General features: G+C 58.1%; 24 protein-coding genes. 9 read left to right on the top strand and 15 right to left on the bottom strand.

Going from position 1 to position 21134, the window contains the following annotated elements; all coding sequences use genetic code 11:
- Window positions 1–18: 18 nt before the first annotated feature.
- Entirely contained in the window at window positions 19–513 is a 495-nt protein-coding gene (locus tag ACRZ96_RS10165) for a GNAT family N-acetyltransferase (protein WP_480737445.1), read from the bottom strand.
- Between the two features lie 72 nt (window positions 514–585).
- Here ACRZ96_RS10165 and ACRZ96_RS10160 point away from each other — a divergent pair, with 72 nt between their 5' ends.
- Together ACRZ96_RS10160 and ACRZ96_RS10155 are read left to right on the top strand one after the other, a co-directional pair.
- On the top strand, window positions 586–1191 hold the full coding sequence (locus ACRZ96_RS10160; protein ID WP_480754444.1) for a flavin reductase family protein: 606 nt from the start codon (window positions 586–588) through the stop codon (window positions 1189–1191).
- Window positions 1191–1835 (top strand): CatB-related O-acetyltransferase, encoded by a 645-nt coding sequence (locus ACRZ96_RS10155; protein ID WP_170397291.1) that lies wholly within the window; start codon window positions 1191–1193, stop codon window positions 1833–1835. The genes ACRZ96_RS10160 and ACRZ96_RS10155 overlap by 1 nt, the downstream gene beginning before the upstream one ends.
- Before the next feature lie 30 nt (window positions 1836–1865).
- Here ACRZ96_RS10155 and ACRZ96_RS10150 read toward each other — a convergent pair whose 3' ends face one another.
- Window positions 1866–3500, bottom strand: a complete 1635-nt coding sequence (locus ACRZ96_RS10150; RefSeq protein ID WP_170404268.1) for a SulP family inorganic anion transporter — start codon at window positions 3498–3500, stop codon at window positions 1866–1868.
- Between the two features lie 205 nt (window positions 3501–3705).
- On the opposite strand from ACRZ96_RS10150, the gene ACRZ96_RS10145 reads away from it, so the two are divergent.
- On the top strand, window positions 3706–4578 hold the full coding sequence (locus tag ACRZ96_RS10145) for an S-methyl-5'-thioadenosine phosphorylase (RefSeq protein WP_170511367.1): 873 nt from the start codon (window positions 3706–3708) through the stop codon (window positions 4576–4578).
- 2 nt (window positions 4579–4580) lie between these two features.
- Here the strand turns inward: ACRZ96_RS10145 and ACRZ96_RS10140 are convergent, their stop codons facing one another.
- Window positions 4581–5438, bottom strand: a complete 858-nt coding sequence (locus ACRZ96_RS10140; RefSeq protein ID WP_170733253.1) for an alpha/beta hydrolase — start codon at window positions 5436–5438, stop codon at window positions 4581–4583.
- A 284-nt stretch (window positions 5439–5722) separates the two neighbouring features.
- Here ACRZ96_RS10140 and ACRZ96_RS10135 point away from each other — a divergent pair, with 284 nt between their 5' ends.
- Window positions 5723–6352 (top strand): LysE family translocator, encoded by a 630-nt coding sequence (locus ACRZ96_RS10135; RefSeq protein ID WP_223117685.1) that lies wholly within the window; start codon window positions 5723–5725, stop codon window positions 6350–6352.
- Between the two features lie 2 nt (window positions 6353–6354).
- Here the strand turns inward: ACRZ96_RS10135 and ACRZ96_RS10130 are convergent, their stop codons facing one another.
- Window positions 6355–6528 (bottom strand): hypothetical protein, encoded by a 174-nt coding sequence (locus tag ACRZ96_RS10130; protein WP_170397300.1) that lies wholly within the window; start codon window positions 6526–6528, stop codon window positions 6355–6357.
- 105 nt (window positions 6529–6633) lie between these two features.
- Here ACRZ96_RS10130 and ACRZ96_RS10125 point away from each other — a divergent pair, with 105 nt between their 5' ends.
- The 3 genes from ACRZ96_RS10125 to ACRZ96_RS10115 all read left to right on the top strand — a co-directional run bounded on the left by ACRZ96_RS10125 (window position 6634) and on the right by ACRZ96_RS10115 (window position 8044).
- A complete protein-coding gene (locus ACRZ96_RS10125) occupies window positions 6634–6768 on the top strand; it encodes a hypothetical protein (protein ID WP_255612018.1) in 135 nt (44 codons plus the stop codon).
- An 82-nt stretch (window positions 6769–6850) separates the two neighbouring features.
- Entirely contained in the window at window positions 6851–7390 is a 540-nt protein-coding gene (locus ACRZ96_RS10120) for an adenine phosphoribosyltransferase (protein WP_010441681.1), read from the top strand.
- 171 nt (window positions 7391–7561) lie between these two features.
- Window positions 7562–8044: a fasciclin domain-containing protein gene (locus tag ACRZ96_RS10115; RefSeq protein ID WP_170424274.1), complete on the top strand. Its 483-nt coding sequence runs from the start codon at window positions 7562–7564 to the stop codon at window positions 8042–8044.
- A 39-nt stretch (window positions 8045–8083) separates the two neighbouring features.
- On the opposite strand, the gene ACRZ96_RS10110 is transcribed toward ACRZ96_RS10115, so the two are convergent.
- The 11 genes from ACRZ96_RS10110 to coxB all read right to left on the bottom strand — a co-directional run bounded on the left by ACRZ96_RS10110 (window position 8084) and on the right by coxB (window position 18030).
- Window positions 8084–9496 (bottom strand): FAD-binding oxidoreductase, encoded by a 1413-nt coding sequence (locus tag ACRZ96_RS10110; RefSeq protein ID WP_223117684.1) that lies wholly within the window; start codon window positions 9494–9496, stop codon window positions 8084–8086.
- 38 nt (window positions 9497–9534) lie between these two features.
- Entirely contained in the window at window positions 9535–10353 is an 819-nt protein-coding gene (locus ACRZ96_RS10105) for an MBL fold metallo-hydrolase (protein ID WP_170647537.1), read from the bottom strand.
- A 101-nt stretch (window positions 10354–10454) separates the two neighbouring features.
- A complete protein-coding gene (locus ACRZ96_RS10100) occupies window positions 10455–11039 on the bottom strand; it encodes a GNAT family N-acetyltransferase (protein WP_480561164.1) in 585 nt (194 codons plus the stop codon).
- A complete protein-coding gene (locus ACRZ96_RS10095) occupies window positions 11039–12301 on the bottom strand; it encodes a M16 family metallopeptidase (RefSeq protein WP_170397310.1) in 1263 nt (420 codons plus the stop codon). The genes ACRZ96_RS10100 and ACRZ96_RS10095 overlap by 1 nt, the downstream gene beginning before the upstream one ends.
- Window positions 12298–13686, bottom strand: a complete 1389-nt coding sequence (thrC, locus tag ACRZ96_RS10090) for a threonine synthase (protein WP_170404296.1) — start codon at window positions 13684–13686, stop codon at window positions 12298–12300. The genes ACRZ96_RS10095 and thrC overlap by 4 nt, the downstream gene beginning before the upstream one ends.
- Window positions 13683–14360 (bottom strand): SURF1 family protein, encoded by a 678-nt coding sequence (locus ACRZ96_RS10085; protein ID WP_480705556.1) that lies wholly within the window; start codon window positions 14358–14360, stop codon window positions 13683–13685. Before ACRZ96_RS10085 ends, thrC begins: the two co-directional genes overlap by 4 nt.
- A gap of 156 nt (window positions 14361–14516) precedes the next feature.
- Window positions 14517–15332: a cytochrome c oxidase subunit 3 gene (locus tag ACRZ96_RS10080; RefSeq protein ID WP_170397316.1), complete on the bottom strand. Its 816-nt coding sequence runs from the start codon at window positions 15330–15332 to the stop codon at window positions 14517–14519.
- A 22-nt stretch (window positions 15333–15354) separates the two neighbouring features.
- Window positions 15355–15930 (bottom strand): cytochrome c oxidase assembly protein, encoded by a 576-nt coding sequence (locus tag ACRZ96_RS10075; protein WP_480705558.1) that lies wholly within the window; start codon window positions 15928–15930, stop codon window positions 15355–15357.
- Window positions 15930–16091, bottom strand: coding sequence for a hypothetical protein (locus ACRZ96_RS10070; RefSeq protein WP_170397320.1), 162 nt, complete (start codon window positions 16089–16091; stop codon window positions 15930–15932). Before ACRZ96_RS10070 ends, ACRZ96_RS10075 begins: the two co-directional genes overlap by 1 nt.
- Window positions 16088–17044 (bottom strand): heme o synthase, encoded by a 957-nt coding sequence (gene cyoE, locus ACRZ96_RS10065; protein ID WP_480705560.1) that lies wholly within the window; start codon window positions 17042–17044, stop codon window positions 16088–16090. The genes ACRZ96_RS10070 and cyoE overlap by 4 nt, the downstream gene beginning before the upstream one ends.
- A 74-nt stretch (window positions 17045–17118) precedes the next feature.
- Window positions 17119–18030, bottom strand: a complete 912-nt coding sequence (coxB, locus tag ACRZ96_RS10060) for a cytochrome c oxidase subunit II (protein WP_170397324.1) — start codon at window positions 18028–18030, stop codon at window positions 17119–17121.
- 176 nt (window positions 18031–18206) lie between these two features.
- Between coxB and tldD the strand changes: the two genes are divergently transcribed.
- Together tldD and dprA are read left to right on the top strand one after the other, a co-directional pair.
- Window positions 18207–19628, top strand: a complete 1422-nt coding sequence (gene tldD / locus ACRZ96_RS10055; RefSeq protein ID WP_480814454.1) for a metalloprotease TldD — start codon at window positions 18207–18209, stop codon at window positions 19626–19628.
- A 241-nt stretch (window positions 19629–19869) separates the two neighbouring features.
- Window positions 19870–21006, top strand: a complete 1137-nt coding sequence (gene dprA / locus ACRZ96_RS10050; RefSeq protein WP_480814453.1) for a DNA-processing protein DprA — start codon at window positions 19870–19872, stop codon at window positions 21004–21006.
- The last annotated feature ends 128 nt before the right edge of the window (window positions 21007–21134 follow it).

Below are 21134 nucleotides of genomic sequence, written 5' to 3'. Positions count from 1 at the left end.
CAGCGGGTTTTCAATGGGTCAACGGGTCCAGCGACTAACAAGTCCCTGAATTCCGGACCAAACTCCGGGGGTCAGTTCCAAACCCAGTATGCGATCAGGGTTGGTGGGCGGGGGCATTTCGACACCCGTCAGCGGGGTGAACCCGAACCGGGCATAATAGGGCGCATCGCCCACAAGCATGACGCGATCCCACCCTTTGGCGCGCCCGGCCTCTACCCCCTGATGGATCAGATATCCGCCCAACCCTTCGCCTTGATGGGTCGGGTGGACCGCCACTGGACCTAGCAGCAGCGCGTCATGTTCACCCACATGCACGGGCCAGAACCGGATTGCACCAGCCAGAATGCCCTGCCCATCGCGCGCGACCTGCGACAGGCCAGCGACAGGCGGCACGTCATCACGCAGACGATAAGACGACAACGCCTCGCGCCCCGGAGCAAAGCACAGGTCATAGAGCGCTTCGACCTCCCACCAGTCTTCCGGCTCTTCCGGCCTGATCTTGAATTGCTGCACGCGCGCCCTCTTATCCTTGCTGGAAATCGCCCTAGCACTTCGATAGGCCTTGGGCAAACGCTTGGAGTCCATATGTTCTATCGCCCCGAAGACGGCCACGGCCTGCCACACAACCCCTTCAACGCCATCATAACCCCACGCCCGATCGGCTGGATTTCGACGCGCGATGCTGACGGGATCAACAACCTGGCCCCGTATTCCTTCTTCAATGGTGTCGCTTATACACCGCCTCAGGTGATGTTCGCCTCAACCGGCTCCAAACACGATCAGGATGGCGGCAAGGACAGCATCGCCAACATCGAGGCCACGAAGGTATTCTGCGTCAACGTGGTGGCCCATGCGCATCGCGACGCAATGAATGCCAGCTCAGAGGGTTTGGAAAAGCACGTCGACGAGTTCGCTCATGCTGGGCTGACACCAGTTGAATGCGAAACCATAAATTGCTCTCGGGTCGAGGGAGCGCCCGCAGCGCTGGAATGCAAACTTACTCAGATCGTAACTCTGCCGGGTGAGTCCAATCGGGTGGTGTTCGGAGAGGTCACTGGTGTGCACCTGCACGATGACCACATCCGTGACGGCAAACTTGACGTGACCTCATTCAACCCGCTCGCGCGGTTGGGTTATCGGGACTATTCTGTGGTGACAGAATTGTTCAGCCTTTCACGCCCGGATGACTAATGCCACTGCCTGATCCTACACGCAGATATCCGATTGTTCTGCCCGACGGCTCTAGCCACAACGGAACAGTGTTTCTGTCTCAGGCCATCGATCATCCCCGCTTTGAGGCAGGAGCTTACACTTATGCGTCGGATTTCGATGCACCGAAGGACTGGGCGCAGCGGCTTGCACCGTATCTGTTTCCCTTTTCAGAAGAAAAGCTGATGCTGGGCAAGTTCTGCCAAATCGCTCATGGAGTAAGGTTTATCACTGCCTCCGCAAATCACGCGACCGATGGCTTGACCTGCTTTCCATTTCCAATCTTCGATCCGGATCGCATGTCAGGCTACCAGCCTGATACACGTGATACCGTTATCGGGCACGATGTCTGGATCGGTTACGGAGCTTTGATTTTACCCGGAGCGCAGATCGGAAATGGCGCGATTGTTGGCGCAGGCTCGGTCGTGCGGGGTCAGGTTCCACCCTATGCAGTCGTTACCGGCAATCCGGCAAAAGTCCGGCGCTATCGTTTTGATCGCGATGTGATTGAAAGGCTGCAAGACTTGCGATGGTGGGATTGGCCCGCAGAAACCATCACTCGGGCCGAAGATGCCTTGCTTTCAGGCAATATCGATGCGTTGGAGCGCATTGCTTCCGAGATATAAGGCGGCCAATCCGGCCGCCCTTTCGCGTATTCAGTGCCCGCCCAGAATACCGGTGCGGACCGAATAATCCACAGCCAGTTCGTAATCCGGGTCATCATCGCTGTCGACCATCAGATGGCCGGCCTTGTTCAGCAGTGTATGACAGTCACGGCTCAGGTGCCGCAGCATGACGCGTTTGCCAGCCGCTTCGTATTTGGCGGCGATGTTTTCGATAGCCTGCAGCGCGGATTGGTCCACCACACGGCTGGCTGCAAAGTCGATGATGACGGTCTCGGGGTCGTTTCTTACGTCGAACAGCTCCACGAAGCCCTCGGACGAACCAAAGAACAGCGGGCCCTGAATTTCATAGACCTTCGCCCCTTCTTCCGTTTCCGAGTCGCGCGTAACCGCGTGGATGCGTTTGGCGTTATTCCATGCATAAGCCAGGGCAGAGACAATCACACCGACCACAACAGCCACCGCAAGGTCTTCCATCACGGTGACGACTGTCACCAGTACGATCACGAACGCATCCATCAAAGGCACTTTGCGCATGATCTTCAGCGAATTCCAGGCGAAGGTTCCGATCACCACCATGAACATCACACCGACAAGTGCGGCCAGTGGAATCTGCTCGATCAGAGGCGAACCCACTAGGATGAAGAGCAACAGAAACAGCGCTGCAGCGATACCTGCGATACGCGTGCGCCCGCCTGACTTCACGTTGATCATCGACTGACCGATCATCGCACAACCGCCCATACCGCCGAAGAAGCCAGTGACCACGTTCGCTGTGCCTTGCGCGATACATTCCTGCGAGGCACCACCGCGCTTGCCGGTAATCTCACCCACAAGGTTCAGCGTCAGCAGGGATTCAATCAGACCGATTGCGGCAAGGATCAGGGCATAGGGCAGGATGATTTCAAAGGTCTCCCAGTTCAGCGGCACCATAGGTATATGGAAGCTGGGCAGGCCGCCTTCGATCGAAGCCAGATCACCGACACGCGGGACGTCCAGCCCAATGCCAATGACCAAAGCAGCGACAACAAAAATCCCGGCCAGAGGCGCTGGGATGACGCGGGTGATGCGGGGCATGATCCAGATCACAGCCATGGTCAGAGCAACCAGACCCAGCATTGTGTAGAGCTGTAGGCCTGAAAGCCACTCGCCACCGCCCATGCCGTGGCCGGTATTTTCCATGGTTCCGGGCACTTTGAATTGCCCCAGCTGCGCCAGAAAGATCACAATCGCCAGGCCGTTCACAAAGCCCAGCATCACCGGATGCGGCACAAGTCGGATGAACCGGCCCCAATGCATCGCACCTGCGATGATCTGCATAATCCCCATCAGCACCACCGTTGCGAACAGGTATTCGACCCCGTGTTGTGCGACCAGTGCGACCATGACAACCGCAAGCGCCCCGGTCGCGCCCGAGATCATGCCGGGGCGACCACCGATCAACGCAGTGATCAGACCGACCAGAAACGCCGCGTAAAGCCCGACCAGAGGGTGCACCCCGGCGACAAAGGCAAAGGCCACGGCTTCGGGGACCAGCGCCAAGGCGACGGTGAGACCGGACAGCAGTTCGATCCGCAGGCGGGAAAAGGTCAATCCCTCATCCGGGACCCAGCGCAAATCGGGTTTGGCTATACGATTGGCAAAGCTTGCCAGCATGGCTCGGGGCATGGATCGGTCCTGTTGGTCGGTATTGTTCGCGCGAAAGGGGCCTTCTAGCGGTCAAACCGGTCTCGAGATACCGCGCCAGGCGGGACCCTGATATGCGCCCTGCGCATAGCTTGACCCAAGCGCACACAAACCGTTGAACCCACTTGTCAAAAGGTGCTGTGGCCCGCAGAACTCACACAGCAGGAATTTTCAACGGAGAGCACTCGTGACCCAAACAAAAATCGCCGTCATTGGAGGATCGGGCATTTATGACATCGATGGTCTGGAGAATGCCGAGTGGGTCACAGTAGAAACGCCATGGGGCGATCCGTCGGATCAGATCCTGACCGGGTCGCTGGATGGGGTCGAAATGGCCTTCTTGCCGCGTCACGGTCGCGGACATGTGCACTCGCCGACCGAGGTGCCCTATCGCGCCAATATCGACGCGTTGAAACGGCTTGGCGTAACGGATGTGATCTCGGTCTCGGCCTGCGGGTCGTTCCGCGAACATATGGCGCCGGGTGATTTCGTGATCGTGGATCAGTTCATCGATCGAACATTTGCCCGTGAAAAGAGCTTTTTCGGGACTGGCTGCGTCGCCCATGTCAGTGTTGCGCATCCGACCTGCCCGCGCCTGTCGGACGCTTGCGAGACTGCTGGCAAGACGGCTGGCATCACCATCCACCGAGGTGGAACCTATCTGGCGATGGAAGGACCGCAATTCTCGTCATTGGCGGAATCCAAATTATATCGCGAACAATGGGGGTGCGACGTGATCGGCATGACCAACATGCCCGAAGCGAAACTCGCACGCGAGGCCGAGCTTTGTTATGCCTCAATTGCCATGGTCACCGACTATGACAGCTGGCACCCTGATCACGGTGAAGTCGACGTGGCCGCCATCATCGCCACGCTGACCGGCAATGCGGAAAAAGGCCGGGCATTGGTCAAAGGTCTGCCCGCTATGCTGGGGACCGACCGTGCGCCCTGCCCGCATGGCTGCGACCGGGCGCTGGAGTATGCCATCCTGACCGCGCCTGAAAAGCGCGATCCGGAATTGTTGGCCAAGCTGGATGCTGTGGCTGGGCGGGTGTTATAAACTCAGTACTGCGACAGTTTCTTTTGCACCTCGTCCCATAGGCCACGCGACCACAAATCGTTGTGGGTGCCGTCGGGGATCACGTAAATCTGCGCGGTATCGGACATCTCGGCCAGAGCTTTTCCGTGATGCAGTGGAATAGTTTCATCCTCGGTGCCGTGAAAAATCAACGTCGGCACCGAGATCTGTTCGATAAGATCACGTGTGGCGAACTGATCCCTCATCAAGGCTGAGACCGGCAGGAAAGGATAGCGTTCCGCCGCGACATCAACGGTTGCAGTGAACGGGGCCTCAAGCACCAGAAGTTCTGCATCGGGACGCTCGGCAGCCACAGCGGCGGCAATGCCGGTGCCGAGGCTCTGACCGTGCAGCACCACAGCTTTGCCCTGACCCGCCAGCCTGTCATAGAGCTGAACTCCATCAGAGATCAGCGCCAGTTCCGAGGGCTCGCCTTCGCTGCCCGGAAAGCCGCGATAGCTGGGGGCAAGCAGCCCATAGCCCGAGTTTAGGATTTCGCGCAGCCGTTCAGCACGGTCCCCCAGATTGCCGCTTTGGCCGTGGAAGAATAGGACGGTCGGTGCATCCGGGATTGCAGCGGGTGCTGCCCAGACCGTCAGGGCAGTACCATCAGCCATTGTCAGCGATAGCGCATCAACATCCGCCAACCCCACCGAAGCCGGATCCGGTAACGTACCTTCGGGTTTGTACAGCAGAGATTGCTGGTTGAAAAACATGTATCCGAGGACGCCCGCATACAAGATCGCCGCGGCCAACAGCAGTCCTACCAAGATGCTTTTGAGGCGCTCGACACCGGATCTGGCGCGGCCGGTATCGGCCTCAGCGTGTTGGGTTTGAACCATGGCTCCCTCCTTTGGGTCGCATTGCGAGAGTGGGGTACATTGGAGGCGTTTCAAGATGCATAAGCCAAGCTTCATCCAATCTTAAACCTGTTGCGGCAATCCCAGACCGCATTGCACGCTTGAATTCCCTGCCCCATGTCCTTGGTATTTAGGCGACCCCGGCTTCGCAAATCCGAACGCCAACCCGTTGGAGACGGTGTTTCACCACGAGAATGTGCCCGCAAAGCCTTGACCAATACGTCGTGCCAAGGCTTGCTATGGGAAACACTCTAATAGGATACTCCATGTCCATTGAAATCTGGCTGGCCTTTGTGGCCGCTTCGACCGCGCTGCTGCTGATCCCAGGCCCGACCGTGTTGCTGGTGCTTAGCTATGCGCTGTCGAAAGGACGCAGTGTGGCGGTTGCCTCGGCCACTGGGGTCGCATTGGGGGATTTGGTGGCGATGACCGCGTCGCTGCTGGGGCTGGGGGCGCTGGTGCTGGCCTCTGCCACACTGTTTGCCGTGCTGAAATGGGTTGGGGCAGCCTATCTTGTCTGGCTTGGTGTCAAACTCCTGCGCAGCGCGCCGTCGGGCGGGCTGCAAGCAATTGAAACCGAACGTGACGTGACCGCCCGCAGTGTTTTTGGCCATGCCGCTGCAGTCACCGCGCTGAACCCGAAGTCCATTGCCTTCTTCATCGCTTTCGTACCGCAATTCTTGCGTCCAGCCGAGCCTTTGGGTCCGCAATTCGCGATCCTGATCGCAACATTTGTGGGTCTCGCGGGGCTGAACGCGCTGGCCTATGCGCTGCTGGCGGACAAGCTGCGCCGGATGATCGGACGCGCGAATGTCATCACGACCATGACCCGGTTCGGAGGGTTGACCCTGATCGGAATGGGCATCGCCACAGCGGTTCTGCGCCGCCCGGCGTGATTTCAGTTTTCAGCGTTTTCCTTCATGAACCCCCGGATAAACCGGCGAATTTCGCGGGCGGCGGAGGTGTCCAGATCCCTGCACAACTCGACGAATGCATCGCGCTCATCCTTGTCGAGACGCAAAACCAACTGACTGTTTTTCTTGGTAGATTTCTTTCCATCTTTCTTGGTCACACGTCCAGTCCCCGTCCTGCCCTTGATTCTAAGCGCGATGCATTGTATATACATAGAATATAAAGTAGATATCGCGCACATAACAGCAAAAGTGAGATTAAAGCAATGAACCTTCATGTCGCGCAAGCCATTCTTCTTCGGGATCAACGCAACTGGCGCAAGCCGCACCTGTCCTGGCTTCCGAACGCGCTGTATCGCTACTACGGCCTGCCTAACGCCATGCGCGGCCGCAGCAAGTAGCCGCAGGGGCCAGAGTTCTCTTGCATGACCGCACCTTATGGGCGAAATACCCCGCGCGTGTTTGATGCCAAAGGGGTGGCCCATGTCCAGAAACAAAACGGTCAAGGATTACATTCGGACCATCGTCGATTTCCCGCATGAAGGGATCATGTTCCGCGATGTCACCACCCTGTTTGCCGACCCGCGTGGGTTCCGCATGGCAATCGACCAGATGTTGCACCCTTACGCCGGTGAGCGAATCGACAAAGTTGTGGGCCTTGAGGCGCGCGGCTTTATTCTGGGCGGTGCGATTGCCCACCAGCTGAGCGTTGGATTCGTGCCGATCCGCAAAAAGGGCAAACTGCCCGGCACCACGATCAGCCAAGACTACAAGCTGGAATATGGAGAGGCGATAGTCGAAATTCACGATGACGCCATCCAGCCGGGTGAGAAGATCCTGGTCGTTGATGATCTTCTGGCTACCGGAGGCACCGCCGCCGCGGGGATCAAGCTGATCGAACGGCTGGGCGGCGAGATCATCTCATGCGCGTTCATCATCGATCTGCCCGAATTGGGTGGTCGCAAAGCGCTGGAAGATTTGGGCATGGACGTGCACGTTCTGTGCGAGTTCGAAGGGCTCTGATCTCCACAAACTTCACAAACTCGTGACTGGAAATCGCGTGCGCCGCAGGCTTAGCGCGATTGGGGTCACATTCAAGAAACAGTTGCCTCTGGATTCTGTGATCTTGTCGCGACCTGACTGCGTACCCCGAATGATGCCACCTAGGGCATTCTCAACAAGGGAAATCATGTCATGTTGCGCAAATTCGCTGTTGCTGGAGTTGCCAGTCTTCTGTTGACCACCTCTGCTTTGGCAGATGGGCACGCCAAGGATATCGTCGATACTGCGGTGGGCGCGGGCAGTTTTGAAACGCTCGTCGCTGCCGTTCAGGCCGCCGAACTGGTTGAAACGCTGAAAGGCGAAGGGCCGTTCACCGTTTTCGCCCCAACGGATGAGGCTTTTGCAGCGCTGCCCGAGGGCACGGTCGAAAATCTGCTGAAGCCCGAAAACAAGGACCAGTTGGTCGCAGTGCTGACCTATCACGTTGTCCCGGGCAAAGTGATGTCGGGTGATCTGTCCGATGACATGACCGCCGCCACCGTGCAGGGCGGAGATATCACCATCGATCTCGACAATGGCGTCATGGTGAATGATGCCAACGTTGTGCAAGCCGATATCGAAGCCGAGAACGGCGTGATCCATGTGATCGACAAGGTCATTCTGCCCGCTTCGTAAAGAACCGCAGCGCCCCGGTATACGTCCGGGGCGCGTCTATTAGGCCAGAACCGCCCCGGGGTTCATAATCCCTTGAGGATCAAGCGCTGCTTTGATCGCCCTCATGGCCTGCATCTTGACCGGATCGCCATAGCGTTCCAGATCATCTGTCTTGAGCCGACCGACACCGTGTTCGGCACTGACCGATCCACCAAATTCATGAACCAGATCATGTACCGCGCGTTTGACCGCGCCCCGCTGCGCAACAAACTCTGACTTGTCCTGCCCGGCGGGTGGAAACACGTTATAATGCAGATTACCGTCGCCCAGATGTCCAAAGCAGTTCACGCGAAACGGCCCCTGCCCGGCCACCACATCCGCGCCGCGCCGAATGAACTCTGGAATGCGGGAAATCGGGACCGAGATATCATGGCTGGAAACTGATCCGATCAGCCGGTTGGCCTCGGGGATGCGCTCGCGCACGGCCCAGAGTTCGGACCGCTGTGCTTCGCTCTGCGCGATAACCGCATCGCGGACCAGATCGCGCTCATCAGCGGCGACATAAATCGCCTCAAGCATGTCCGAAGGGTCTTGGCCGACAGACAGGCCCAGCTCGATCAACACACTCCATTCAGGTGTTGCCGCAAAGGGTTGCCGCACGTCGGGCAAAACCTCGGTCAGGAATTCGAGGCCCTGCCCATGGATCAACTCAAACGTACTGACCGCTTCCCCCACTTGATCCCGCGCCACTGACAACAGATCAATGGCAGCCTCGGGTGAGGAGACCTGAAACATTGCGGTTCCAACGCCCTTGGGTCGCGGGAACAGCTTCAACGCCGCCGCCGTAATGATGCCAAGTGTCCCTTCGGACCCGATCATCAGGTTACGCAGGTCATAACCGGTGTTGTCCTTACGCAACCGGCTAAGCCCGTGCCATATCTCACCACTGGGCAATACCACTTCAAGCCCCAGGCACAGATCGCGTGCATTGCCATAGCGCAGCACATTCACGCCACCCGCATTAGTGGCCAGATTGCCGCCAATCCGGCAAGAACCCTGCGCAGCCAGCGACAGGGGAAATAGACGGTCCGCGTCTTCAGCGGCAGTCTGGACGTCGGCCAGAATGGCACCGGCCTCGGCCACAAGTATGTTCTCGGTGGGGTAAGTCGCCCGTATCGCCGTCATCCGTTCCAGGGAAACGATCAAAGGGACAGGACCATCCGGAACAACCTGCCCTCCTACCAGACCGGTGCCGCCGCCATAAGGGACAACAGGCACCCGAGCGTCTGCGGCCAATTGCACCAGAGCCGACACATCTTCCACGGTGCGCGGCAAGGCAAGCAAACCGGGCTGCCCGACAAACCGCTGACGCGGCTCTTCAAGGTAACGATCTGCAATCGGGCGCAAAACGTCAGCACCCAATCGGGCTCTGATTGCTTCGGCAAGGCGGCTGTCTGCAGGGTTCAGTTTCATGGCTCTTCCCTGCCAAAGGCCACGGGCCGCGACAAGCCCTATTCCAGCTCTATCAGGTACTGAGGCTCCAGCACCACAACCGTCGGCCTGTCGGGCAACGTGCGCAACGAGACGACAATCTCGGACACCCCATCCCGTTCAACCGGGAATTCATCCCGAATATCCACCAAAAACCGCTCAAGCGAAAAGTCCGAGAACCAATGCATCGGGATAATGACCGAGCTTTTGAGGCGTTTCAGAACCTGAACCATCTCGGGCAAGGGCATCGTGGTGCCTCCGTCCACCGCCGCCATGACCACATCCAGCCGACCCAGTGCAGCGAATTGTTCATCCGACGGAATGTGATGCAGATGCCCCAGATGGCCGATGCACAACCCTTCGACCTCGAACACAAAGATCGAGTTTCCGCGATCTTCAATACCGCCATAGGCCGAACGGATATCGGTCGACACATTGCGAATCAGCATCTCACCCAGATCAAGATGGTGCTCGATGCCTTCGCCGAACTCTCCCCAACCCGGCAAGACATACGGGATGGCCGGATCGGGATGGGCAGTCCAGTGGGTGCTGTGCGCATGGTTCATTGTGACCACGTCAGGAATTAGCGCAGCGCCGCCGATAAAACCGGTGAAATCGGTCACCGCGTTCAGCCCGCCCTGTGTCTGGATCAGAAACGATGCATGCGCGACATAGCTGATACGAACCGAAAACTCGGGCACGGGATCCTGCCACGCCGCTTTGTGAAGATATTCAATCCCCGGTGCCGCATCTGCGATGGCGATGCAGTGACTAGGCCGCCGCTCCTGCGCCACAGCCCCGCCTGCAATCATCATCAGTCCCGCAACAAACCGCCACATAGGGCAAGTGTAGCGCAATGGGCCAACAAGTCATGCCCTTGTTGATCTGGCCACGGATATCTCCAGGACAGGAGGCTTGCCATGCCTGGCGGCAGTGCCCTCTAGCCTGCCTCAGTCTTGCCCCGACGATCGGACCTTAAGCTGGCATACAGAACATGTGTTCGCCAGCGCCCATTGATCTGCAGATAAGACTGCGCCACGCCTTCGTATTTGAAGCCTGAGCTTTCCAGCAGACCGCGAGAGGCCTTGTTCTCAGGCAAACACGCGGCCTCGATCCGGCTTAAATCCAGACGGGTGAAGGCGTGATGAACAACGGCGCCAATTGCTTCGCGCATGAACCCCTGACGCGCAAAGGCCTGCCCGGTCCAATAGCCTAAGGTGCCAGCCTGCGCCGGACCACGGCGAACATTGTCCAACGTGATCGCCCCCAGCAGAATATTGTCTGTGCGACGAAACAGGAACAGAGGTATCGCCGTACCACCCGCGACTGAGCGCTGGGCCCAATAGACCCGGTTGGTAAACGACTTTCGGCTCAGATGGTCCTTGGCCCAAACCGGCTCCCACGGCACCAGATAGTCCTTTGAAGCACGCCGCAAGGCGGTCCAGTCGTTGAAGTCGGAATGCATGGGCGGGCGCAGCGTCAAGCGCTCGGTTTCGAGTTTCAGCTTGCGTCTGCCTAACAGCATCACGCCGCACGCCTCTCCTGCAGATCCACCAGCGTCGGTGCGCCCGAGACCGGCCCATACAGCGCCAGCGCTGCAGGGGCTTTGACTGCCATGTCTTCGGCAAAGGCACGCACGTCCTCAGTGCTGACCGCATCGATCTTGGCCACGGTGTCCTCAAGCGAGGGCACACGTCCCCAGATCTGCACCAGCCGCGCCAGACGTTCGGCCCGGTTCGACGGGCTTTCCAGCCCCATCAGCATCCCGGCCTTCATCTGGGCCCGCGCGCGGGCAACCTCTTCTGCGCTCATGTCTTCGGCAGCGCGCTTCATCTCGTCGATGGTAATCGTCGCCAATTCGCCCACCTGATCGGCCGAGGTGCCTGCGTAAATCGTTGTCGTACCGGTATCCGCATAAGCACCGGTCTGAGCAAAGATCGTATAACAAAGCCCGCGAGTTTCGCGCACTTCCTGAAACAGGCGCGAGGACATGCCTCCACCCAGAGCGGTCGAGTAAATCTGGGCCGTATAGATCGCATCATCGCGATAGCCCGGACTTTCCAGCGCCAGCGCGAAATGCGCCTGCTCCAGTTCTTTCTCCTGCCGCGCCTCACCACCAGTGAACCGCGCAGCGTCGGGGATCAGACCCTTGCGCGGCTGCAGGTGGCCGAACATCTCTTCGGCCAGTTTCATCAGCGCATCGTGGTCCACAGCTCCAGCTGCAGACAGGATCATCTGTTCCGGCCCGTAGTGTTCGGCCACGAAACCAGACAAGTCCTCGCGGGAAAACGCACTGACGCGCTCGGTCGGGCCCAGAATGGTGCGGCCAAGGGGCTGGTCGTGATAGCTCTGCTCTTGCAGCCAGTCAAAGATCACATCGTCAGGTGTGTCATAGGCCTGACCGATTTCCTGCAGGATCACGCCGCGCTCGACCTCGATCTCGCGCGGGTCGAACACCGGGTTCAGGACGATGTCGCCGATGACATCCATGGCCAGCGCCACATCGTCCTTCAATACGCGTGCATAATAGGCCGTAACTTCGCGCGAGGTATAGGCGTTGATGTACCCGCCCACATCCTCGATCGCTTCGGCAATTTGCAGCGCAGAACGCCGCTGGGTTCCCTTGAACGCCATATGCTCAAGGAAATGCGCGATACCGTTCTGCTCGATCCGCTCGTGCCGCCCACCGGCGGTTACCCAGATGCCGATGGCCGCAGATTGCAGCCCCGGCATATGTTCACTGACGACACGAAATCCGTTCTTCAGTTGGTCCTGTCTGACTGTCACTCAGCAATATGCCTTCTGATATGATCCTCAAGGGCACCCAGATCGTTCGCAACGCGGGTCACCCGTTCCGGACGTTCATACAGATCAGACATGCGGGATGGAAGAGGCGGATGTTCGCCGCTTGCCTTCTCGACCGCCGCCGGGAACTTCGCAGGATGCGCGGTTGCGAGCGTGATCATGGGCACATCGGCAGCGCGGTGGTCTTCAGCCACTTTGATCCCAACGGCGGTGTGCGGACAAACCAACTCGGCGCTGTGGACCATCGTGCGCCTGATCGTCTCAAGCGTCTCGTCCTCAGAAACGCGGCCCGAGTCAAAGCTTTCTCGCAGAGCCTCCATCGCGCCTTGGCTGACATTGAAACCTCCGCTCTTGAGTTCGTCCATCAACTGAGCGACTGCGCCGCCATCTTCGCCATAGGCGTAGTACAGTGCGCGCTCAAAGTTCGAGCTAACCTGAATATCCATTGAAGGGCTGATTGAGGGGATTGTATCGCCCTTGAAATATCCCTCGCCGGAGAGACAGCGATGCAGAATATCGTTCTGGTTGGTCGCCACCACCAGACGATCGATGGGCAGCCCCATGCGTTTGGCCAGATAGCCTGCGAAGATATCGCCGAAATTCCCTGTCGGCACGGTGAAGCTGACCTTGCGATGTGGCGCGCCGAGGCTGACGGCGGCGGAGAAATAGTAAACGATCTGTGCCAACACGCGGGCGAAGTTGATCGAATTGACGCCTGCAAGTTTCACACCGTCGCGGAAATCAAAGTCGTTGAACATGTCTTTGAGCGCTGCCTGACAGTCATCGAAATCGCCGTCTACCGCCAAAGCGTGCACATTACTGTCTGCAGGCGTAGTCATCTGACGGCGCTGCACTTCTGAAACACGGCCATGTGGGAACAGGATGAACACATCCACCGCATCCAGCCCACGGAACGCTTCGATGGCGGCTGAACCGGTGTCACCGCTCGTCGCGCCGACAATGGTAACGCGATCTTCCCGCCGTTTGAGCGCGACCTGGAACAGCTGGCCGATTAGCTGCATGGCAAAGTCTTTGAAGGCCAGCGTGGGTCCGTGAAACAGCTCCAGCAGAAAATGGTTCTCGTTCAGCTGCTTCAACGGCGCGCGGGCGTCATGGCCGAAGCCCTCATAAGCGCGCGCTATGATATCTTTGAACTCATCATCGGAGAACGAGCCACTCACATAGGGCCACATCACGCGGAATGCGATTTCTTCGTAGGACAAGCCAGCCAACGCAGCAATTTCGTCCTGCGACATCACCGGAATTTCAGCGGGCAAGTACAGACCACCATCACGGGCCAGTCCGGTCAGCATCGCCTCTTCAAAGGTCAGTTCGGGCGCCTGCCCGCGGGTCGAGATGTATTTCATGTCGCGTCACTTTCGGAATTGGCACGGCTGCGCCACAGGAAGTATCCGGTCATTGCGGCCCAGACCAGAGCAAGACCAAACCAGATGATTGCATATTGCAAATGATCGTTGGGGATGCCCGCCGTATCCACCGGCATTGGCGTTACATTCGGATCGGTTTCCGAGCGGGCAATCAGCAACACCGGCTCAGCCCCCAGCGCGGCGGCCAGACTGGGCACATCACGGGCGAACCAGATGTTGCCGTCAATATCTGCGTCAGGCGTGTAGCCATCAACTTCATCGGGCCAGTGCAGGTTGCCGGTGATTTCCATCGGGCCAGTCAGGCGAACAGCCTGCTTGGCTGTGGTCGGCACAAAGCCGCGATCCACCAGAATAGTCCGGTCGTCGGTGGTAAAGGACTGGATGATCCGATACCCCGGCCCCACCTGCTTGACCGAAACCAAAACGTGGATCTCGCCCGGTTCGATCTCGCCTGTGACCGTCACCGGCAGGTATTTGTCCGCATCTTCGGACACCTGCACTGGCAAGGCGACAGGATCGGCAGCGATGCGGCTTTCGATCTCGGCCAGCACCTCCTGTTTCCAGGTCAGCCGCTGCAGTTGCCAAATGCCCAGCGACAGCAGCAGGCCCAGACCGGCAAAGCCGAAGATCAGCAGAAACAGAATGCGACGCATATTGGGATCAGACCTTGTTGCGGGAACCGGCGCCTTGTTAAGGGGCACGTGAACCGAAGTGCAACCATGTAATTGTATGGGGCGCAATCTTGCGCCCCTGATTGAGAAAAAGCCGCCCCGTGGGGCGGCTTTTGCAATTGGATCACCTGCGTGGCGTTACATCAGCGGGGCCTGACCCCAAATGTAGACGGCGAAAAACAGGAACAGCCAGACGACGTCAACGAAGTGCCAGTACCAAGCGGCAGCCTCGAAACCGACGTGTTTCTCGGGCGTAAAGTCCCCCTTCAGGGCGCGGATCAGACAGACCGACAGGAAGATGGTGCCGATAATCACATGCGCGCCGTGGAAACCGGTTGCCATGAAGAAGTTCGAATAGAACTGATCGCCACCGAACTCCCAACCCTCATGGGCCAATAACTCATAGTATTCAAACGCCTGAAGCGCAGTAAAGGCGATGCCCAGAACGATACCAATGGCCAGACCATTGATCAGCGCCTTGCGGTCATTGTCATGAACAAGCGCGTGGTGGGCCCAAGTAATCGCACAACCTGACAGCAACAGGACCAAAGTGTTGATCAGTGGCAGGTGGAACGGATCAACGGCGTGGATATCCGGCTGGATGTATTCAGTACCGGCATAGTCGTACATCGGATACATGCGATGTTTGAAGAACGACCAGAACCAGGCGAAGAAGAACATCACCTCGGACATCACGAACAGGATAAAGCCATAGCGCAGGCCGATACGCACGACCGGCGTATGATCGCCCTGACGGCTTTCAACCACGACTTCGGACCACCATGCAAACATGGTATAAAGAACCCCGACCAGCCCCATCCAGAAGATCCACGGGGTGATCCCGTGCATCCAAAGAACGGCCCCGAACAGCATCACAAATCCGCTTACCGCGCCGATCAGTGGCCAGATTGACGGGTTCAGAATGTGGTAATCATGGTCTTTTGCGTGTGCCATCAGCGTCCCTCACCTACAGGCGTTAGTTCTTGTTTGTTTCAGCCTGCACATCAAGGGCGGCATAGCCCTCGGGCAGATCAATCTCATAGAATGTATACGACAGCGTGATCGTATGCACATATTTTGCTTCGGGATCTTCGATCAGTTCGGGATCGACGAAGAACGTAACGGGCATCTCGACTCGCTCACCCGGCTCCAACACCTGTTCATCGAAGCAGAAACAGGCGATTTTCTGAAAATACCCCCCGGCGGAATAGGGCGCCACGTTGTAGGACGCCTGCCCTGCGACGGGCTTGTCGGTTGGATTGTACGCTTCGTAGAACGCCAGACCTGTCTCACCGATACGTATTTTCATCTCGCGTTCGGCGGGCTTGAATTCCCACGGCATACCCTTGGCCTTGGAGGCATCAAATCGGACCGTCACAACTTGGTCGAGAATGTCATCAGGGGCTTTCTCGGCAACCCCCGTGGTCCCTCCATACCCCGTGACCCGGCAGAACCAATTATAAAACGGCACCGCTGCCCATGCCAAACCGCCCATAAGGACGACGACGCCGACCAGTTGCGCGACCGTTTTCTGTGGCCCCGTCAACTTCATCAGTTCTGCACCTGCTGCGTCGCCAGACTAAAATCTGTGTTCGAGACCTTGACGACTGTCAGGCCGAAGATGATCACGATGAACGCGGCCAGTGTCAGGCCGACGCCCAGATTGCGGCTGAACCGTCTTTGGTGAAGTTCGTGAGTTTTGCGCAGGCTCATGACCAGCCTCCTAATCCGTAAGGTTTCAACAGGGCCTCGACGAGAATCGCGCCGAAATGCAGAAACAGGTACAGCAGCGACAGTTTGAAGAAACTGCGTTCGACCTTGAAGTTGTCGGCCTCCGAATCGTCTTCGTTTCGACGAGAAATCTGCCAGGCCCCCCGCAGAAACAAGCCATTCAGAACCAGCGCAACAACTAGATAAATCGGGCCTCCGATATCCGAGAACGCAGTCCCCACCGCCAGCAACGCCAGCAACGCGGTATAAACCAGAATATGCCAGCGCGTCGCGCGTCGACCATGGGTGACGGTCAACATCGGCACCCCGGCATCGTCATAGTCCGAGCGCATGAACAAGGCCAACGCCCAGAAATGCGGAGGTGTCCACATGAATGTCAGGGCAAACATCAACCACGGTTCGAGCGTCATCGAGCCAGTGGCCGCGACCCATCCGATGACCGGCGGGAACGCCCCCGCGGCACCACCAATGACGATGTTCTGAGGCGTCGAGCGTTTCAGCCACATCGTGTAGACGACAACATAGAAGAAAATAGTGAAGGCCAGAAACGCCCCTGCAAACCAGTTGGTTGCCAAACCCAGCATAATCACGGACAGGCCAGACAGAGCCAGACCCAGCGCCAATGCCTCGCCTTCTTCAACTTTGCCAGAGGGGATTGGACGGCCTTTGGTGCGCTTCATCACGCGGTCGATATCCGCGTCCCACCACATGTTCAGCGCGCCGGATGCACCGCCACCAATAGCGATGAACAGGATGGCGCAGAAGCCAACAAACGGATGTATCGGAACAGGAGCCGCAAGTAGTCCGACCAAAGCCGTGAATACGACCAGCGACATCACGCGCGGCTTCAGCAGGGCGAAATAATCACCAAAGCTGGCCTCGTCCGCGCCGGTCTGCGCAGAGACGGTGCTGGCATTGAAGCTTGCGTCGCTCATATCCGGTCCTTTTCGGGGCAAAAGCTGCGCGATTTCCGCGCAGCCCGCATGTGTTTACCTAGGCCGCAAAGGGCTTAGTTCGAGGCCACTTGGTAGGAAGCAGGCTGACCTGCATATTCTTCAAGCGCGCCCTGCAGCCACTGTTCATATGCCTCTTCGCTGACCACTTTGACAGTGATTGGCATATAGGCATGGTCTTTACCGCACAGCTCAGAGCACTGTCCGAAATAGACGCCTTCCTTGTCTGCTTCGAACCACAGTTCGGCCAGACGACCAGGAACGCCGTCCTGCTTCACGCCGAACGAAGGAATGGTCCAGGAATGGATCACGTCCGATGCGGTAACCTGCATCACGACAATCTTGCCAACCGGAACAACGACGGCGGTATCGGTGGCGAGAAGCCATTCGTCTTCGCCATAGCCTGCATCGGCCAGCTTCGCCCGCATCGCATCGTCCAGAACAAACGGTGTTACGTCGGCATCAGCCGGGCGCGCGCCCTCGTCGAGGGTGGCCGGGTGGCCCAGGAGATAGCTGTCGAAGGCAAAGTCATGATCGACATATTCGTAGGTCCAGTACCACTGGTTCCCCACGACTTTGATGGTGATGTCGCCTTCGGGAATCTCTTGTTGCTTGAAAAGAACCGGCAGCGAGAAAGCCCCGATGAAGACCAGAATCAGGATCGGGCCCAAAGTCCAGGCAATCTCAACCGGAGTGTAATGCGAGAACCGAGCCGGGTTCGGGTTTACGCGCTGGTTGTAGCGTACGATGCAGTAAACCAGCAGACCCGCAACAAACACACAGATCGCGGTGATGATCACCAGAATCATGTTGTCCAGCGACTGAATCCCTTCGGCAAGGCTGGTGGCAGCAGGCTGGAACCCCATGCCGCCGTCAACCGGCTTGCCAATAATCTCAAGCTCCTGAGCCATGGCGGGAAGGCTGGAGAGGGCCGTAGCAAGCCCGGAAAGCATCAAAGCATTCTTCATTTTCTGTCCTGATCGTTTGATCTTTGCGTCTCTCGCGAAAAGGTGTGAATCGGTCGCACCTCTCCCGTTGTCTTTGGCCGCGTTAAAAACCATATTCCGTCGGGTAGATAAAGCAAAATGCTTGCGTCAAACAGACGCTATTTTTGATCTGGATCAAACCCGAAAGGTCACAACTGATGACTCAGGCCCCGTTTCGCCCGTTTGAAAGCGTTCTTCCCAAGGATGAAGCGCTTGCTGTACTGAAGGCTGCAACTGTTGGCGCCGAGGATGGGGAACTGTTCGTAGAACGGCGCAAATCCGAATCTTTGGTGTTTGATGACGGCCGATTGCGCACGGCCTCTTACGACGCTTCCGAGGGATTCGGTCTTCGCGCGGTGCAGGGTGAAGTGGCTGGATACGCGCATTCAACGGATGTTTCGATTCCCTCTCTGAAGCGTGCAGCCGAAACCGCGCGGTTGGCGGTCGGCGATGGTGGTGGGACGCTGGCCGGGCCACCACGTGCCACCAATACCAGGTTATATACCGATGAAGACCCGATCGAATCCGCCGCCTTCCCGGTCAAAATCGAGACACTGCGCGAGATAGACGCTTTTACCCGTGGTCTGGATTCCCGGGTTGTGCAAGTCAGCGCCACGATTGCCGCTGCAGTGCAGGAGGTCGAGATTCTTCGCCCCGATGGTGTGCAGGTGCGCGATATACGCCCGATGACCCGCCTGAACATCTCGGTTATAGTAGAACAGAACGGCAGACGCGAAAGCGGTTCTGCCGGAGGTGGCGGTCGCGTGGGGCTGGATGGCTTGATCGATCCCTCAGACTGGCAAGATAAGGCGCGTGAGGCTCTGCGGATCGCTATGGTCAATCTGGATGCCGTCCCTGCCCCTGCCGGCGTAATGGAAGTCGCGTTGGGCCCCGGTTGGCCCGGTATTCTGTTGCACGAGGCCATCGGCCACGGGCTTGAAGGTGATTTCAACCGCAAGGGCAGTTCCGCTTTTGCCGGGCTGATGGGGCAGCAGATCGCTTCGAAAGGTGTAACAGTCGTGGATGATGGGACGATTGCAGACCGACGCGGTTCGATATCAGTGGATGACGAGGGTACACCCAGTTCGCGTACAGTTCTGATCGAGGATGGAATCCTCACCGGATATATGCAGGACCGCCAGAACGCACGCCTGATGGGCGTTGCTCCAACCGGGAACGGCCGGCGTCAAAGCTATGCCCATAAACCGATGCCGCGCATGACCAATACGATCATGTTGGGTGGCGATGCCGATCCGGCCTCGTTGGTGGCAGATATCAAAGACGGCATCTGGGCTGTGGGCTTCGGCGGTGGCCAGGTCGACATCACCAACGGCAAGTTCGTGTTCTCCTGCACCGAGGCATATCGTGTCGAGAACGGCAAGATCGGCGCTCCGGTCAAAGGCGCGACGCTGATTGGCGACGGCCCCTCGGCGCTAAAACGCATTCGGGGACTGGGCAATGACATGGCGCTGGATCCCGGCATGGGCACATGTGGCAAGGATGGGCAATGGGTGCCGGTCGGTGTCGGCCAACCTACCGTTTTGATGGATGGGCTGACTGTGGGCGGCTCTGCCACCTGAGTCGGCTCAAAAGAAGAATCAAGGCGCGAAGGGTTAACACACTACCCTTCGCGTCAAATCAAAAACTCAACCATGGACTATGTGTGCCAAGAAAATTCGCACGAATTTTCTCTTTTTCTTTCAATGAGATAATCATCTCTCCGAGGGATGGATTCGAAAAATACCGATCTAATTTTCTAAGATTCACAGGCTGTTAACCCGCTGCACCGTAAACCAGTTTTGCAATCAGGCGGAGCATCGGATGACCGAAGAGCAGCTTTCTTCCAATCACCCCCCACTCCCACCCACCACGGAAGAGGACCGGTTTTCCTGGCTCCGTCTGTTGCGCTCACGCAAAGTAGGGCCGGCAACATTCCGGCGCTTATTGCGCGAACATGGCTCGGCGCAGAACGCGCTGGCCGCGTTGCCGGAAATGGCGCGCGCTGCCGGGATCGAGGATTATGAAATCTGCCCGCCCGGCGTAATTGAGGCGGAGCTCAAGGCCGCAAAGGTCGCCAAAGCGCGGCTTTTGTGCCTTGGGGCCGCCGATTACCCTTACGCGTTATGTGACCTTTCGGATGCGCCCCCGATGCTTTGGGCAATCGGCGATCCGTCGATCTTGAAACGCCGGGCAATTGCCATGGTCGGGGCACGGAACTGTTCTTCGCTGGGCGCGCGCATGGCGCGGGCGTTGGCGACGGATCTGGGTAAGCAAGACTATGTCGTGGTCTCGGGGCTTGCCCGCGGCATTGACACCTCGGCGCACTTCGCCGCATTGGCGACCGGTACTGTGGCAGTGTTGGCAGGTGGGGTTGATGTGATCTATCCGGCCGAAAATGCCGATCTGGCGCGAGATATCGCAGACACTGGACTTCGCCTGTCTGAACAACCGATGGGCACAACACCTCAGGCACGACATTTTCCGCGCCGCAATCGCATTATCTCGGGTCTGGCGCAGGCAGTGGTCGTTGTCGAGGCCGCGGCGAAATCCGGCAGCTTGATCACCGCGCGGGACGCCCTGGACCAAGGGCGCGAGGTTCTGGCCGTGCCCGGCCATCCCTTTGACGCCCGCGCGGCAGGATGCAATCTGCTGATCCGAGACGGGGCTATACTCGTCCGCAATGCAGAAGACGTGATTGATGCTTTGCCCAAGCAACAGCTACAATCCTCCGCCCAACAAATCCTACCCCTTGGACCCGAGGCAGACACAGCCGAAATCACGCCCCAAGCCTTGCACGAGGCGATTCTGACTCGACTTGGCCCATCTCCGATCGCGGAAGACCAGTTGATCCGGGACATCGCTGCATCTGCGGGCGAAGTCGGCCCTGTGTTGGTCGATCTGGAGCTTGAGGGCAAGATTCAGCGGCAACCAGGCGGCCTGCTGTCACTTTGCGCCTAAGTTATCGAATGGATTCGACACCTGATTCCGCGAGCGGTGCGGCCAGAACCGGCTTGAATTCAGAGTATTTTTAGTAGTGAAAACGAACGCATTGACAATTCGATCTTGCCCCACACATTTTGCACGGT

Source organism: Ruegeria sp. CF1, from assembly GCF_056537445.1.
Note: the sequence above shows the minus strand (reverse complement) of the source record. Positions and strands in the feature narration are given on the sequence as shown.